Here is a 14,218-nt window from a genome sequence, read left to right on the forward strand (position 1 = left end):
ACTGGAGGTTTCTATGAATTGCCGTGTGTGTTGAACACGCCAGGGGCCGCCTCCGTATGTATCACGGCGCAGCCCCCACTGCCTTCACGGCAACGACGCACAGGAGTTCTCTTGACACGCACCTCACGAAGACGCTCGAAGAGCGGCAGAAGAATGGTCGCTGCCTCGGTCGCGCTGATGCTGGGCGGGGGTGGACTGATTGCGGTCAACTCCTACGCTGCGGCCGGCGAGGGATGGGGGCTCAGGTCCGACGGCGGGAACGAGCAGACACAGACACTCGGTGCCGGACCCTCCACCATCAAGTGCCCGGAGGTCGCGAACGGGCTCTCCGAGGTGCCGGATGCGGCGAGGCCGGAGGTCGACCGCGAACTGGCCGTGCTGGACAGCCAGATCACCGAGGCGTACGAGCGGTTCGTCGATCAGAAGGAACAGGTCGAGCGCGATCCGCAGTTCGCTGAGAACGCCGTCCTCGAACCGCTGAAGAACAAGCGCACCGCGAGCATCGACCGCATCGCCACAGCCATCGGCCGTGTGGCCGGGGAGCGCCCACAGGGACTGGAGGCGATGGCCCCGTGCACCCTGCAGGTGGATGACGCGGACGGCGCCGGCGGCGGTGAGGGCAACGGCCAGGGCCAGGACCAGGGCGACGGACAGAACGACGCCGACGGTGGCCAGAACAACGGCAACGGCAACGGTGACGGCGACCAGGGCAGCGCCGGTCAGGCCGGGAACGGCCCCGAGGCGTCCGACTTCGTCGACATCGCGTCCGTCCAGCCGAATGTGCGAAGCCCCCGCGAACTCGCCGACGCCTCGCGCGGCACCTTCGCCACGGACTGCGGCCGGAACGAGAACGGCAAGTTCAACCCGGACAACGTGATCGTCGCCCCCGGTGTGAGCAACGGGGCGCACCACATGCACGACTACGTGGGCAACCAGGCGAACGACGCGTTCGCGAGCGACGACGATCTCGCCGACGGAGCCACCACCTGCCGTGACCAGGGCGACAGATCGACCTACTACTGGCCGGTCCTGCGACTGCAGAACGGACAGGACGAGAACGATGCCCAGGCCGACGGCGGCGGCAAGGACAAGAACGTCGGAAGGATCCTGACGCCGGCCCAGGTCACGCTGAACTTCGTGGGAAGTCCGGTCTCCAAGGTCACGGCTATGCCGCGATTCCTGCGGATCATCACAGGTGACGCCAAGGCGTTCGTCAACGGCAACGCGAACGCCAACGCGTCCTGGAGCTGCACCGGATTCGAGGACCGTCAGCTGAAGGACAAGTACCCGGTCTGCCCGCAGGGCAGCAAGGTCGTACGGACGTTCAAGTTCCAGAGCTGCTGGGACGGTCAGAACACCGACAGCGCCAATCACCGCACCCATGTCGCCTTCGCGGATGAGAACGGCCGCTGCCAGAACGGTTTCCGGGCCATTCCGCAGCTGGTGCAGCGCATCGTCTACGACGTTCCGCCCCCGGCCTTCGGTGGGGACAACCCGAGCGTCTTCGCGGTCGACTCCTTCCCGGAGCAGCTGCACAAGCCGGTCACCGACCATGGCGATTTCATCAACGTCTTCGACGACCGCCTCATGCGGGAGCTGGTGGACTGCATCAACGACGGGCGTGAGTGCGGGCCCGACGGCCCTGCGGAACCCGCTGAGCCCAGCGAACCCGGGAACCCGGGTGACCCTGCGGACCCCGCTGAACCGGCGGACCCCGGTGAGCCCGGGAACCCCGCGGACCCCGGCGATCCGGCGGAGCCCGGGGAGCCCGAAGCGCCCGGGGACCCCGGCCGGCCCGCTGAGCCCAGTGATCCGGTTGAGCCCGCGAAGCCTGCGGACCCGTCGGCCGGCAACGGGGAGAAGCCCGGGGCCGGGCCGGTCGCCGGGACGTCCGGTGGGCAGGCTGAGCCGGATGCCCCGGGTGAGGTGCAGAAGCCGGAGGGCTCGACCGATTCGGGTGCGGGTACAACTGGCGGCCAGGCCAAGCCGTACACGAAGGGCGATGCGCAAAAGCCCGGGGTGCCGACCGGGTCGGGCAAGGGCACGTCCGGTACGGAGGCCACGCCGGAGACCGGTGGGAACACCCCGCCGCCCGGCACCGGAGGCGAGCCTCAGGCCGGTAGTGGAAGCGGGACCGGCGGCCAAGCCCAGGCCGTCGGCGAGCCGCAGGGCGGCCGGGGCGGGCTCGCCGCCACCGGCGCTCAGCTGTGGCCCTCCGCGGCCGGGGCCGTGCTGCTGATCGTGGGTATCGTGCTCCTGCGCACGCGCAACCGACGTGGACCCGCCCGGCATTGATGAAGCCGGCCGTGCTCAGGCCCTGGCCGGACCCGCAGTTCGCTGGTCCGGCCAGGGTTCACGGCGGCGGAAGCGCCCGGACCCCGGCGAAGACCGACGCCGGCGCCAGGGCCGGCGTCCGTACGGCCGGCCCGTCAGCGCCGGGCTTGCTCCTGGGTGACAGCGCTGTGCGGCCAAGCTCCGGAACTTGGGCAGATCGTCGGGGCGTCATGCGGGTGGCGTCATGCGGCACGGGCGGCGCACTCGGTCCGGCTGCGGATCACCGAACCGGGCGCGCAGGGGCCATCGCGACCCGGGGGACACCGCTCAGCGGGTGCGCCACCGGCGTCGGAGGTGGGCGCCGACAACGGCGCCCACGGCGACCAGCGCCGCTGCCGCAGCAGTGACGGCAAGGGGAACGCCACCCGAGCCGGCTGCGCTCGACGAGGGCTTCGCGGCGGCTTCCGGTTGGGACGAGGCGGGTGCCTTCGGCGGCTGCGGCGCCGTGGGCCGGCCGGCGGAGACGCCCGGGGCCGACGGTGCGCCCTCGGCGTCCGTCGAGCCGCGGCCGTCCTCGGTGTTTCCGTCGGCCTGTCCCTCGTCACCGGCACTGGAACCGGCATCGGTGACGACGATGTCCGAGCAGGAGTAGTACGTGTCGGGCGTGTCGGTGTTCCGCCAGATCGTATAGATCAGATGGCGACCGGTTCGCCCCTCGGGCAGAGTGCCCTTGATGCGATAGCGGCCGTCATGGAGTACCGGGTCGGTGGCCGTCACGAACGGCTCATTCTCCAGATCGTCCCAGGACAGCGGCGTGTTCGGATCGTAGCCGTCCTTGGTGAGATACACGCTGAAAGTGCCCCGGTGCGGGATGGTCGACGCGTAGGTGAGAGTGAACGGCTCGCCCGCTTCGAGCGTGCCGGCCGGCCAGTCGGCGCGCGCGACGTCCAGGCCCTTGTACTGGTCGATGCCGGCGCTGCACATCTTCCCGTCGGGGATCTTCGTACGGTCACGCCCCTCTACATCTGCCACACGGATGTTGTCCCATTTCTCGAACGCCGCACTCCCACCCGCCTCGGCGGCTGCGGTGCAGGCGGCCGAGCCTGCATGTCCACCCTGTCGACTGCACGCGACGGCCCGGCTGATCGGATCGGTCGGGGCGCCATGTGCCTCCGCCGGGCCGGCAGCGACCCCGACGAGGAACAACGGGGCACTACCGACGAGTGAAACCATGGCCATGGTGCTGCGATGAGTGGACATTTCTGACAGACCTCCCTGGGCCGGAACGGCAGGCGCTCGCCTTGCCCACTAGTACGGCGCAAAGCGAGGGCACTGCTCAGCCCGAACCCGCCGAGGACCACGATCCCTTGCGGGTCCGTTTCAGGGCGCCAGGAACCCGGTGAGTGCTGCAGCGACTGTCTCAGGATCCTCCAGCTGCGGGTAGTGCCCGACGGCCGGCGGCCCGGCGAGCTCCACGACGTGGGCCTCCGTCATGCGCGCCCGGATCCGGGCGAGTACGTGGGCCCCGCTGATGGGGTCGGCCGGCCCCCACACGAACAGCGTGGGCCCGGGGAAGCCCTCCAGGGCCGAGGTCCAGCGCGCGGCGTGCCGGCGGCGCTCGTCGATGTAGCGCAGCAGTCGCGGGGCGAGGCGGTGGCCGTTGGCGCGGGACGCGGCCGCCCACAGATCGCGTACGTCCTCGTCGTGGATCGGCCGTCCCAGCACGGCGCGCAGGGTCGCGGCGAACCGCCGCTCCGTGGTGAGAGGCGCCAGCAGCGGACCCAACGGGCCGTGCAGCAGGCGCTGGACCGGCACGGGGCGGTGAAGATCCGGATAGAGGCCGCCGTTGAGCCAGGCCATGCGCGTGATCCGGGACGGGTCGCGGGTCAGCAGCTCCTGGCCGACACTCACCCCGTAGTCGTGCGCGACCAGAGCGGTGCTGCCGATCCCGTACCGGCGCCAGACCTCCTCGACCAGCGAGGCCTGGTCGAGCACCGAGTAGCGGTGGCGTCGGGGCTTGTCGCTCTCCCCGAAGCCGAGCAGGTCCAGCGTGGTGACCCGGAGTCCGGCTGCGGCGAGCGCCGGGACGACGGCGGCCCAGTCGTGGGAGGAGGTCGGGAATCCGTGGACGAGGGTGACGGGCGCGCCGTGCGCGGGCCCGTCCTGGCGTACGAAGACCGAGTGACCGCCGATCCGCAGGGCGCTGCCTCCCTCGGCCCATCGGCGCAGCGGCGGCAGGACGCGTCCGCCGGTCATGCAGGGGCCTCCTCGGCGTGCAGGTGCCCCAGCCCGTGCAGCAGCGTTCGCAGGCCGAACTCGAACTCGGCGTCGGAGTCGAGCGAGTTGAGCAGTTCGGCGTGTCGGCGGACCACCGGGTGGGTGCGAGGGGACAGGGAGGCGAACAGTTCGGCCATCGCGGCACGCTGTCCGGCGGTGCGGGCCGCGCCGCCGGAGTCGAGCACTGCGGCACCGATCACGAAGTGGGTGACCGTGAGGTAGACGTGGACGGCCCACCGCGGCTCCCACCCGTGGGCGAGGAGCTCTCCGAGGGCGTGCTCACGGGCCCGCAGGGCGTTGGGGCCCAGCAACTGACCGGTGGTCAGCAGGGGGACGACCGCCGGGTGTGCCGAGAGGACCCGGCGGAACTCCCGGGCCCCCCGCTCCAGGCCGGCCCGCCAGTCCTCGTCGAGAGAGGGCAGCCGGATCTCGCCCAGCATGTGGTCGACGGTCTCGATCAGCAGTTCCTCCCGGCTCGCGATGTGCCGGTAGAGGGAGGTGTGGCGGACCTGCAGGTGGTCGCCGAGCCGGCGCATCGTGAGTGCCTCCAGGCCCTCACGGTCCGCCAGTTCGAGCGCGCCCGCGGTGATCCGGTCGAGCGTCAGCCCACCCTGGCGGGGCCTGCGCCGGTCGCGTTCGGCGTACCGGGCCTGCCACCAGGCGGGGGATCCGGGCTCGGCGGGGCCCGGGCAGGGGTCGGCCCGCTGAGGGCGGGCGGAAGCGGGTCCGGCTTCGGGTCGGAGTGTCATGGACGGCGCCTACTCGAAGAGGTCGGGTTCTGTGCGGACGATCTCGTCCCAGAGGGGCTGGAAGGAGAACCAGCCCGCGAGCGGGAATCCGGTCTGGTCCCGGGTGTGCCGGGCGGCCTCGGGGTCGATCAGGTGCGGAGTGCCCGCAGCCTCCGCCAGCAGCTGCGCCTGGGCACTGCGCTCCATGGAGATGAACCACCAGGCCGCCTCGTCGACCGATTCGCCGACGGTGAAGATGCCGTGGTTCTGGTGGATGACGGCCTTGTGCGGCCCCAGCCCCGCGGCGAGCTGCCGGCCGGCCTCCTCCTCGACCACCACTGCACCGGCGCCGTCCCGGTGGACGGTGTGCTGCTCGTACAGGGCGCACGCGTCCTGGGTGATCGGGTCCAGCAGTCGTCCCAGGCTGGAGAAGGCCTTCCCGTGGACGGCGTGGGCGTGACAGGCGGCGACCACGTCGGGGCGTGCGGCGTGGATGGCGGAATGGATCACGAATCCGGCCCGGTTGACCGGGCGCCGGCCGTGGCGGACCTGTCCCTCGTGGTCCACGAGGATCAGGTCGGAGACCCGGATGTGCCGGAAGGACATGCCGAACGGGTTGACCCAGAACATGTCCGGGTGCTCCGGGTCCCGCACGGTGATGTGTCCCGCGACCCCTTCGGAGAAGCCGAGGCGGCCGAAGATACGGCAGGCGCCGGCGAGCCGCTGCTTGCGATGCTCGCGCTCCCGTGCGGGGTCGGTGAACACGGGCGGCAGGGGCAGTTCGAGGTTCTCCTGTCGCGGGAGGAACGCACTGCCGCGCAGCCCGTCCGCGTCGCCGTCCCCCGGAACGGCCCCTGCCACCGGGCCCGTCCTGTGGTGCTCTCGCGTACTCGTCGCCTGGTCCACGCCCCGCCTCGCTTCCGCTATGCGTCCGTTGGACGCACATAATGGGTCCGTTGGACGCATAAAGCAAGACCCGCGGCCGCTCGGAGGCGTTCCCGCTTCCCGGGAACGCCATGAGGGGAGGGCGGGGACCGGAGGCGCTTGCCGCCTGCTCACCCTGCCGGGGGCCGGGTGGGCTCGGCCGAACGGGGGTTTCGCGGTGTGGACCGGTGCCGGTGCCGCCGTTGCGGGTATGGCGGCGCGCATGAGCGGAATTGAACTCAGCAGCAGCGCGTTCGACGACCATACGGTGATCCCCCGTCGGTACAGCGGGGAGGGAGAGAACGTCTCGCCGCCCCTGACCTGGTCGGGGGTGCCCCACGAGGCCACGGAGCTGGTACTCCTGTGCGAGGACCCGGACGCGCCCGGGACGTCCTTCGTCCACTGGCTCGTGACCGGTATCGATCCGGGGACCACCGGGGCGGCTGAGGGCCACAAGCCCAAGGGGGGCCTGCCGTGGCCCAACGGCTTCGGGAGCGTCGGCTGGGGAGGCCCGATGCCTCCACCAGGGCACGGGCCGCACCGCTACTTCTTCCGCCTGTACGCGCTGTCCGAGCCGCTGCCGCTGCACGACCACCCGGGTGCCGAGGACGTGCACCGTGCTCTGAAGGGAAGGGAGCTGGCTTCCGGCACCCTGGTCGGAACGTATCAGCGCTGAGCGCGTCACCGCCGGCCGTTCTCGCCGGGCGATCTCACCGCGCAAGCCGTGGGTGCCGCCGTACAGACGGACGAACCGGCCGGATCGGGTGCGGAGCCGACTTGCGTCACGCCCTTCGGACGGACGGTGTCATGTCCCGGACCCACCGGCGACGTCGTGGATCGTGATCGCCTGTACGGGGCAGGCGCGGGCGGCTTCGCGGATCAGCGTTCCACCGACGTCCTCGCGGCCCGGTAGGACCGTTCCGAAGCCGTCGTCGTCCTGGGTGAAGACGTCCGGTGACGTCAGGGCGCATTGCCCGGCGCCGATGCAGACGTCTTTGTCGATGGAGACATGCATGCGCATCACTCCTTTCACCATGTGACGGGGAGTTCGAGCAACCCCTGGATCGTGTCGCCCGGCTTGAACGGGATCTCCTCGGCAGGAGCGGCGAGCCGCACCCCCGGCAGCCGGCGCAGCAGCGTGCCGAGCGCGATCTCCAGCTCCGCGCGGGCGAGGTTCTGCCCGAGGCACTGGTGGATGCCGAAGCCGAACGCCACGTGGTGGCGTGCCGGGCGGGCCCAGTCGAGGGTGTCGGGGTCGCTGTAGGCGGTGACGTCCCTGTTGATGACGGAGGTCGAGAACACCACGCCTTCGCCCGCGCGGATGACGGTTCCGGCGACGTCGATGTCCTCGCGCGCGACCCGCAGCAGACCGTCCGCGATCGACAGGAACCGGAGCAGCTCCTCGACGGCGGTGGGCACGAGCCCGGAGTCCGCCCTCAACTCGGCCAGTCGCTCGGGGTGGCGCAGCAGCGTGTAGGTGCCCAGGGAGATCATGTTCGCCGTGGTCTCGTGCCCCGCGACCAGCAGGATCGTGGCGAGCTGCACCAGCTCCTCCCGGTCGGGGGCGCCGTCCTGGAACCTCCGCGCCGCCAGGTCGTCGAGCACGCCCTCCCCGGGCTTCCGGTGCTTGCGGTCGATCAGGTCGCCCAGGTAGCCCTCCAGTTGGGCCAGTGCGTCCTCGGTGTCCGCTCCCGTCGGTCCGCGCAGCAGCCGCCGCGACTGCTTCTCGAAGAATTCGTGGTCCGCGTACGGCACGCCCAGCAGCTCGCAGATGACGATCGACGGCACCGGCAGTGCGAACGCGCTCACCAGCTCGGCCGGCGAACCCTGGGCTTCCATCGCGTCCAGCAGCTGGTCCACGGTTTCCTGGATGCGGGGCCGTAGTCGCTCGGCGCGCTTGAGGCTGAAGCTCGGGATCAGCAGCCGGCGCTGGGCGTTGTGCTCGGGGTCGTCCCAGCCGAGGAGCGCCGCGCGGCGGCGCCTGCGCAGGGTCGCGGACCGTTCGGTCGGCAGTGGGAAGTCGTCCCGGGTGCTGTCGGTGGAAAGACGCTGATCCGCGAGGAGTGTCCGGGCGATCGCGTGCCCGGTGACGAACCACACCTGCCGCCCGTCCCAAAGGGTCACCCGCGACAAGGGGCGCTCCTCGTGGAGCCGGGGGTAGTCGGTGGGCGGGTGGTAAGGGCAGGTGCGGTCTTGGGGGAACGCCACGGTTTTCGTCATGGGGCCTCGCAAGGTGCGTAGGGGTGGCTCTGACGTGGGTACCGTCACCACTACATGCCTCAGGCACCTATCCGGTCTACACGCAGTTCGGCCAATCCACTGGAACAGGCTCGTCCATTCGGAGCTTCCGCCCTCCGGTCGCATGGCTCACCACCAGGCGCGCCCGGCCAGCAAGGCGTCCATAGTGAGTTCGACGCGCTCGCCGTTGGCGTCGTAGCCGAACATACGGGTGGGCGCGTTGAGAGCCTCGGTGTGGCTGGGGTAGGTGAAGTAGAGGAGTTCGCCGCAGTAATCGGCGGCGTCGTCCAGAAGTGATTCCTGGCAGGTGCCCAGGACGGTGATGCCGTGTTCCTTCGTGCTCTTGGCGAGGGCTCCGAGGACCTCTTGACGATGGTGCGTGCCGAGGGAATCGCCCAGTTCGTCGAGGATGAGCACGCGGCCGCGTGGCTGGGGTGAAGCGAGGAGCGCGGCCAGTACGAGGTGGATCGAGAACAGCTTCTCCTGCGCCGAGTTGGTGATGTTGTCGTAGGGCAGCAGGGGGCCGTGGGGGCTACGCCGCCAGTACGGTGTGACGTCGCAGCGCCACACGTCCTGCAGGGCGGGCGGCGGCGTGAGCGCATGGCGGAGTTCGGCACCGTACAGACCGGCGTCGCGGTTCAGAGTGGTCAGGGCGTCTTCGATGTCGTCCAGGGCCTGTTCGAGCCGCAGGGCGATGCTGCCCTGCATGATGTGCAGGCTTTCGCGGAGATCGGCGACTTTCTGCTCGCCGAAGGCGATACGACCGGCCCGCTGGGCGCGCTCGGCTGTGATGCGATCGGCGGCCGAGGTGTCGGCGTCGGCGAAACGGTCGAGCCAGTCCCGGAGAGCGCGGGCGGGCGCCTCGAACGCGGTGGCATCGGCGAACGGGCGGCTGCCACTGTCGTCGGTGAGGTTGTTGCGGTGCCGGAGGGCGTCCTGGAGCGCGGTGGTCGGAGCGCCGGCGCCGGTGTCGGTGTCCATACCGACCGCTTCAAGAGCGTGGTCGAGGTGGCGGCCGGCTCGCTGACGCAGGGTGCTCTCGCTGCGGCGTTCGGGCTGCGGGGTCCGAGGGCCGGCGGCCACGGGTGAGGTCGTGGTCCGGCGCAGGGTGCGCAGGGCGGCTTCGCGGCCGCCGCCGTGCTCTTGCCAGTAGGTGAGGTCCAGAGCGGTGATCTGCTTCTTGAGGGCTGCTTGTTGTCCGGCGGCCTGCCGTTCGGCCGACCGGGCCTTGTCGATCACACTCTGGGCTTGAGCGTGCTGGAGAGCGCGGGTGGCACGGGCCACGACCGCTTGCTGCAGGGTGTTCTCGGCGGCGTCCCGTGCCTGCTTGCGTGCAGCGGTCTTGCGCTGGAGACCGGCGAGTTCACGTTCGAGCACGGGGCGCTGGGACCGCAAGTGAGCGGCAAGAGCGGCGGCCTCCAGGCGGCGGACCAGTTCCTCGCTCTGTGCTTCGGCTTCCCCGGCCCGGTCCCGTAGCCGGTGCGCCGCGGCGAGGTCCTGCTCGGCTCGTGCCACCTCGGTGCCAAGACGGTCGACGAGGGCGGCCCGGCCGGTGAACGGTTCCGTGAACCCGCCCAGCACATACAGGCCCAGGGGGTCGTCGACCGCAGTGTCCGGGCTGTGTTCCAGACGCATGCGCTCGGCCAGGGCGTCGAGGAAGCCCCGCACGGGGTCGCCGGTGTGTTCGTCCGTATGCGGGACGGCGATCAGGACGGCGGCGGGCAGGTCGGTCAGGGCCACGCGGGCGGCGGGGACGTCGGATGCCCTGATGCACACGGCGTCGCCGTACAGCGCCAGGCGCGGCTCCCATGCGGAGCGCTCCTCTCGGGACAGGCCGAGCCCGTCGAGCAGCCCCTTGGCGCTGATCCCCGCCGTGCTCAATGTGCTGATCGTCCGTCCGGCGGCGCCGTAGCGCCCTTCTTCGGCTCGGGAGAGGTCGTCGTGGGCGCGCTGAAGCCGCGCGTCGGCCTCGGCCAGGCGGACCTCGCAGGCGACGGTGACCTGATGGGCATTCTGCGCCTCGTGGCGAGCGTCGTCGACATGCCCCCGGGCCCCGGCTGCGCTGTCCTCGGCTTCTTCGAGAGCCCGGTTGTGCGAGGCGAGCCGGTGGCGTGCACCGCACTCGTCGTCGTGGGCCTGATCCAGCAGCCGCTCGGCGGTCTGCCTGGCGAGTTCTGCTGCGTCGCGCCGGTGTTCCAGGAGCGTGGGGTCCTCCAGCGTGTGCTGGACGGCTTCGGCCGACTCACGCTCGTTCCGGGCTCGTGCGAGCGCCTCGGCTTGATCGTCCAGCGCGCTCTGCAACTGCTCGGCGCGCTCGAGGGCGTCGAGCAGGCCGCGGGCGTGGTGAAGGGCCCACAGCTCCTGCGCGCGGGCGAGCTCCTCGCGCGCGGTGCCGCGCTGGGTGACGGCGCGCAGGGCTCGTTCCTCGATTGCCTGACTGCTGCTGTCCTCCGCCTGGCTGGTCTGCAGCTCATGCTCCGCCTGGCTCAGGTCATGGCGCAGGGAGGCGTCGGTGTCCAGGAGGGCGGCGCGGCCGGTGAGTTCGATCAGTGCGGTGCCGATCCCGGCAGGGGTGAACAATCCGGCGTCGAGCTTGAGCAAAGAGGGCCCGCCGCGCCGTTTCCCCCGGGACGTCAGGAACGCGAGGCAGCGGGGGACCGGCCCGTACAGGGCGGTCGCGTACTGGGTGGCTCCCAACGAGGACGCCGACGGCAGTCCGCGGTAGATCTCGGCGGCCTGATGGTGGCGTTCGTCGTCGTCCTGGGCGGTGGCCAGGTGAACGCCGGGGGCATGCCGGACCTCGACGTAGGTCGAAGTGGCGGACAGTTTCATCCATACGGTGTGGGCGGTGCCGGCGACGTCGTCGGGTGCGGCGAAGAGCCCCGCGATGTAGCCGGTGGTCGCCGGGGCGTAGCCCTGGGCGGCCACCCCGGCGGTCTGTGGTTCGAAGAGCAGGTCCGCCACGGTCGCCGGACCGCTGCTGTGCATCCGCCATTCCGGGTCGCCGAGGAGCAGGGCGACGGATGCCAGCCAGCTGGTCTTCCCGGACTCGTTCGCATCCCGGGGGCCCTTTCCGGACACGGCGACGAAGCAGCCGGGGATGAGCCCGACCGCAGTGGAGGGGTGCCGGGCGATGTCGAAGGTCTGGACGCACAGCAGCTGCCGGTCACCGATGATCCCGAGGCTCATCGGGGCATCGAGCGGGGGCCGCGCTTCTTGCGGTGGAGTGACGGTGATCATGGTGCTGTCTCGCGCAAGGAGCCGGGCCGGCCGCCGGGCTGCGGCTGCTGCCGGCGGCGCCGGCGGATGGCCTGCGCGTACATCGAGTCGGGCCGGGTGACCAGTACCAGGTCCTCCCACAGCCGGGTGGACTGAGCGTCGGTGAGGCGCAGCAGCGCGGGGCCGGGCAGCAGGGTGCGGTGGAAGCCCTCCCGCAGCAAGCGTCGGGCCTTGAGGCGGCGCACCGCCGGACGGAGTTGCTCATAGGTGAAGTACGGGTTGGCGTACAGCTCCTCGACGCTCGTACCGGGCCCGTCCGTGAGCCAGGTCGCCGAGCCGTGCACACCGCGGGCTCTGGGGGCCGCCACGGTACGCAGCAGCACCGACACCAGCACCGCCCGGTCCACCGCGGGCAGGACACCGATGCCCTCGGCGGCCAGGCGCTCGGCCACGCCGTCGTCGTAACCGCTGGTGAAGCCCGCCACCCCATGGTGCTCGCGGCTCAGCAGCGTCCGGCCGAGTGCGGCCAGTCGACGGGCGACGACCGTCCGCAGCGCATCGCTCTGCAATGCGGGAAACGCCTCGCCGGGGACGAGCCCGTCGGCGGTTTCCACCGCTGCGACAGCGGCCCGGACCTGTGCCTCGTCGTGGTCGGAGAGCGGTGTCTCACTCATCCTCGTCCTCCCACATCGGCGCGACGCCGTCCGGGCCCGGGAGCCGGTCGTGGAAGCGCCGCATGGTCTCGGCGAAGGTTTCCGGCAGCGCGGCCGCCGCCGGGCCCAGCCGCAGCCGGCGTTCGTCGCGTACGACCAGCAACAGCCATTGCAGTTCGCCGTCGAGGGCGGCCTTGGCGAACTTCACATCCAGACCGATGTCACCTGCCATGTCCAGGATGTCGGCCTGTTCGAAAGGACGGCCAGGGTACGGGGGCACGCGCTGGTCCGGCCACGCCTGGGCCAGGCACAGGGCAAAGGTGATCGTCTGGGTCGGGGTGAGCCGCGCGACGGGGTAGCTGCCCAGCTCCTCGGGAACGGGAGCCTCGGACCAGCCCAGCACGAGCGCACGGCCCAGCGCGCCCGGGTGGCCGACGGCACCGGCGGGGGCCGGCCACGGGCACTTGCACTCCACCAGACGGCGCCCCGCGACATGAGCCACCTCGTCGGCCTGCGCCACAAGGTTCGCCGGAAGACGGTCAGGGGCAACCGCGCCGCCTGCCCGGGCGGCGGCGAGGATCAGAGCCGGGTCAGGATTCTTCATCACCCTGCTCGCCTGCCACCTTGGTGGGCGACCGAGCGCCCGCCGGGGTTCCTGTGCGGTGCACCGTGACCGGGTGGACGTGGGTCACCCACGCCTCGCGGTCGATGACCAGCTCGGTGTCGATCTCCACCCGGTACGGGGCGTGGGGATCGGCGTCCAGCATGATCAGGTCGGCCAGGAGCCGGACGGCCCGCGGCCACCGGGAGCGACGCAACTCCTCCGTCATCTCGGCCTGGATCCGTTCCAGGAGCATGCGGTCGGCGGCCCGCTCGCGCCGTACCCGTGCACGTACCGCTCGCTCGGCCACCGCGCCGAACGGATCCCGGTCGGGAGACCCCTTGGGCACCGGGGGTCGGTAGCGCACCCGACGACGAGGCATGAACGCCTCCAAGGCGTCCACGACAGCCCCGGCATCGAGCCACACCTGCGGGGCATCCACGACCAGCCCGAGACCGGCTTCCGCGAGCTGCTCCGGCGGAGCGTTCCGGGCGGCCTCCAGGTACTCCTCGGCCGACAGGACATCGAAGTCCAGAGTCGTCCCGGCGCGGTCCAGCACGCGCAGCAGAGCCTGTGCGGCCCAATGTGCGTACTGCTGCTCGGCCTCGACCATGGCGACAGCTGTGTGGGCGAGATCGACGTCCTTCGGGAAGTGGTGGTTCACCGCCTGATTCAGTCGCAGCACCCGCTGGTCCAGGTCCTGATGGTGGTACTGCCACTGGTCCTCCATCAGCTCCTTCAGCGTGCCGTCGAGAACCAGAGCTTCCAGCTGCACGGCGAATGTCTGGAACACCCACCGGCAGAACACCATGTTGTGGGCGACCGCTTGACGGTCGGGGTGCTCGCGGTCAAGGAGTTCCTGCGTACGATCCAGCAGGACGATCAGCTCGTCGATGCCGCCGCGGCTTTCCAGCCGGTCGCAGATCATCAGGAAGACCGTGCCGAGCGGATGAAAGGAGTGCCGCAGCTGGTGCCTCTTGGACCGGTGGGGACGAATGAGCCGCTCGCTCTCGAAGACCTCCCACCGGGACTCGAACGCCTCCACTGAATAGGCGGGAGACGCATGTTGCGTGATCCACTCCCACACCTGGGTCTTCGTTGCCCCGCCCTGAGTGCTGTGAGCAGCGAATCCTTCCGCGATGTCCCGGGTGATCCGCAGATGTACACGGTCGGTGACCGTGCCGCCACTGTGGCGTGCGGCAGCACCCAGAAACGTACGCAGGTTCTCGGACTGCTGTGCGTCGCTCAGCTGCCGCCTTGCGTGATCGGGGGTGTCTTCGGGCACGGGCCTCACGTCGGTGTCC

12 protein-coding genes are annotated in these 14,218 nt (G+C 70.9%); 2 read left to right on the forward strand and 10 right to left on the reverse strand.

The genetic code is table 11. The features are described 5' to 3' along the window. Nucleotides 1-153 precede the first annotated feature (153 nt). Nucleotides 154-2,295 carry a DUF1996 domain-containing protein gene (locus tag AC0699_RS27545; protein ID WP_478665273.1) on the forward strand — a complete coding sequence of 714 codons (2,142 nt, stop codon included), beginning with the start codon at nucleotides 154-156 and terminating at the stop codon, nucleotides 2,293-2,295. Between the two features lie 306 nt (nucleotides 2,296-2,601). On the opposite strand, the gene AC0699_RS27550 is transcribed toward AC0699_RS27545, so the two are convergent. From AC0699_RS27550 to AC0699_RS27565, 4 genes are all read right to left on the reverse strand, one after another. Beyond that, the gene (locus tag AC0699_RS27550) at nucleotides 2,602-3,534 is read right to left on the reverse strand and encodes a lytic polysaccharide monooxygenase auxiliary activity family 9 protein (RefSeq protein WP_478665276.1); all 933 of its coding nucleotides are present in this window, start codon (nucleotides 3,532-3,534) and stop codon (nucleotides 2,602-2,604) included. Nucleotides 3,535-3,654: 120 nt separating this feature from the next. Next, a complete protein-coding gene (locus tag AC0699_RS27555) occupies nucleotides 3,655-4,530 on the reverse strand; it encodes an alpha/beta fold hydrolase (protein ID WP_478665278.1) in 876 nt (291 codons plus the stop codon). Beyond that, nucleotides 4,527-5,300: a TetR/AcrR family transcriptional regulator gene (locus AC0699_RS27560; RefSeq protein WP_478665280.1), complete on the reverse strand. Its 774-nt coding sequence runs from the start codon at nucleotides 5,298-5,300 to the stop codon at nucleotides 4,527-4,529. Before AC0699_RS27560 ends, AC0699_RS27555 begins: the two co-directional genes overlap by 4 nt. A gap of 9 nt (nucleotides 5,301-5,309) precedes the next feature. Then, entirely contained in the window at nucleotides 5,310-6,101 is a 792-nt protein-coding gene (locus tag AC0699_RS27565) for a class II aldolase/adducin family protein (RefSeq protein ID WP_478665395.1), read from the reverse strand. Nucleotides 6,102-6,426: 325 nt separating this feature from the next. Here AC0699_RS27565 and AC0699_RS27570 point away from each other — a divergent pair, with 325 nt between their 5' ends. Next, complete coding sequence (locus tag AC0699_RS27570; protein ID WP_478665283.1) at nucleotides 6,427-6,879, forward strand: YbhB/YbcL family Raf kinase inhibitor-like protein; 453 nt, start codon at nucleotides 6,427-6,429, stop codon at nucleotides 6,877-6,879. A 129-nt stretch (nucleotides 6,880-7,008) separates the two neighbouring features. Here the strand turns inward: AC0699_RS27570 and AC0699_RS27575 are convergent, their stop codons facing one another. The 6 genes from AC0699_RS27575 to AC0699_RS27600 all read right to left on the reverse strand — a co-directional run bounded on the left by AC0699_RS27575 (nucleotide 7,009) and on the right by AC0699_RS27600 (nucleotide 14,199). Continuing rightward, entirely contained in the window at nucleotides 7,009-7,218 is a 210-nt protein-coding gene (locus tag AC0699_RS27575; RefSeq protein ID WP_478665286.1) for a ferredoxin, read from the reverse strand. Between the two features lie 14 nt (nucleotides 7,219-7,232). Then, a complete protein-coding gene (locus AC0699_RS27580) occupies nucleotides 7,233-8,423 on the reverse strand; it encodes a cytochrome P450 (protein WP_478665290.1) in 1,191 nt (396 codons plus the stop codon). A 147-nt stretch (nucleotides 8,424-8,570) separates the two neighbouring features. Further along, on the reverse strand, nucleotides 8,571-11,630 hold the full coding sequence (locus tag AC0699_RS27585; RefSeq protein ID WP_478665293.1) for a coiled-coil domain-containing protein: 3,060 nt from the start codon (nucleotides 11,628-11,630) through the stop codon (nucleotides 8,571-8,573). A gap of 47 nt (nucleotides 11,631-11,677) precedes the next feature. Beyond that, on the reverse strand, nucleotides 11,678-12,334 hold the full coding sequence (locus AC0699_RS27590) for a hypothetical protein (RefSeq protein WP_478665295.1): 657 nt from the start codon (nucleotides 12,332-12,334) through the stop codon (nucleotides 11,678-11,680). Beyond that, a complete protein-coding gene (locus tag AC0699_RS27595) occupies nucleotides 12,327-12,917 on the reverse strand; it encodes a hypothetical protein (RefSeq protein ID WP_478665298.1) in 591 nt (196 codons plus the stop codon). Before AC0699_RS27595 ends, AC0699_RS27590 begins: the two co-directional genes overlap by 8 nt. Then, nucleotides 12,904-14,199 (reverse strand): hypothetical protein, encoded by a 1,296-nt coding sequence (locus AC0699_RS27600; RefSeq protein WP_478665299.1) that lies wholly within the window; start codon nucleotides 14,197-14,199, stop codon nucleotides 12,904-12,906. Before AC0699_RS27600 ends, AC0699_RS27595 begins: the two co-directional genes overlap by 14 nt. Nucleotides 14,200-14,218: the final 19 nt, after the last annotated feature.

The sequence above is a fragment of the Streptomyces sp. NPDC043870 genome, from assembly GCF_056435785.1.

Bases quoted from the DNA above. Each gene is read 5' to 3' on its own strand.
- AC0699_RS27595 (WP_478665298.1), bottom strand. From the start codon at position 12,917: ATGAAGAATCCTGACCCGGCTCTGATCCTCGCCGCCGCCCGGGCAGGC.
- AC0699_RS27590 (WP_478665295.1), bottom strand. From the start codon at position 12,334: ATGAGTGAGACACCGCTCTCCGACCACGACGAGGCACAGGTCCGGGCC.
- AC0699_RS27545 (WP_478665273.1), top strand. From the start codon at position 154: ATGGTCGCTGCCTCGGTCGCGCTGATGCTGGGCGGGGGTGGACTGATT.
- AC0699_RS27580 (WP_478665290.1), bottom strand. From the start codon at position 8,423: ATGACGAAAACCGTGGCGTTCCCCCAAGACCGCACCTGCCCTTACCAC.
- AC0699_RS27560 (WP_478665280.1), bottom strand. From the start codon at position 5,300: ATGACACTCCGACCCGAAGCCGGACCCGCTTCCGCCCGCCCTCAGCGG.
- AC0699_RS27585 (WP_478665293.1), bottom strand. From the start codon at position 11,630: ATGAGCCTCGGGATCATCGGTGACCGGCAGCTGCTGTGCGTCCAGACC.
- AC0699_RS27575 (WP_478665286.1), bottom strand. From the start codon at position 7,218: ATGCATGTCTCCATCGACAAAGACGTCTGCATCGGCGCCGGGCAATGC.
- AC0699_RS27570 (WP_478665283.1), top strand. From the start codon at position 6,427: ATGAGCGGAATTGAACTCAGCAGCAGCGCGTTCGACGACCATACGGTG.
- AC0699_RS27550 (WP_478665276.1), bottom strand. From the start codon at position 3,534: ATGTCCACTCATCGCAGCACCATGGCCATGGTTTCACTCGTCGGTAGT.
- AC0699_RS27555 (WP_478665278.1), bottom strand. From the start codon at position 4,530: ATGACCGGCGGACGCGTCCTGCCGCCGCTGCGCCGATGGGCCGAGGGA.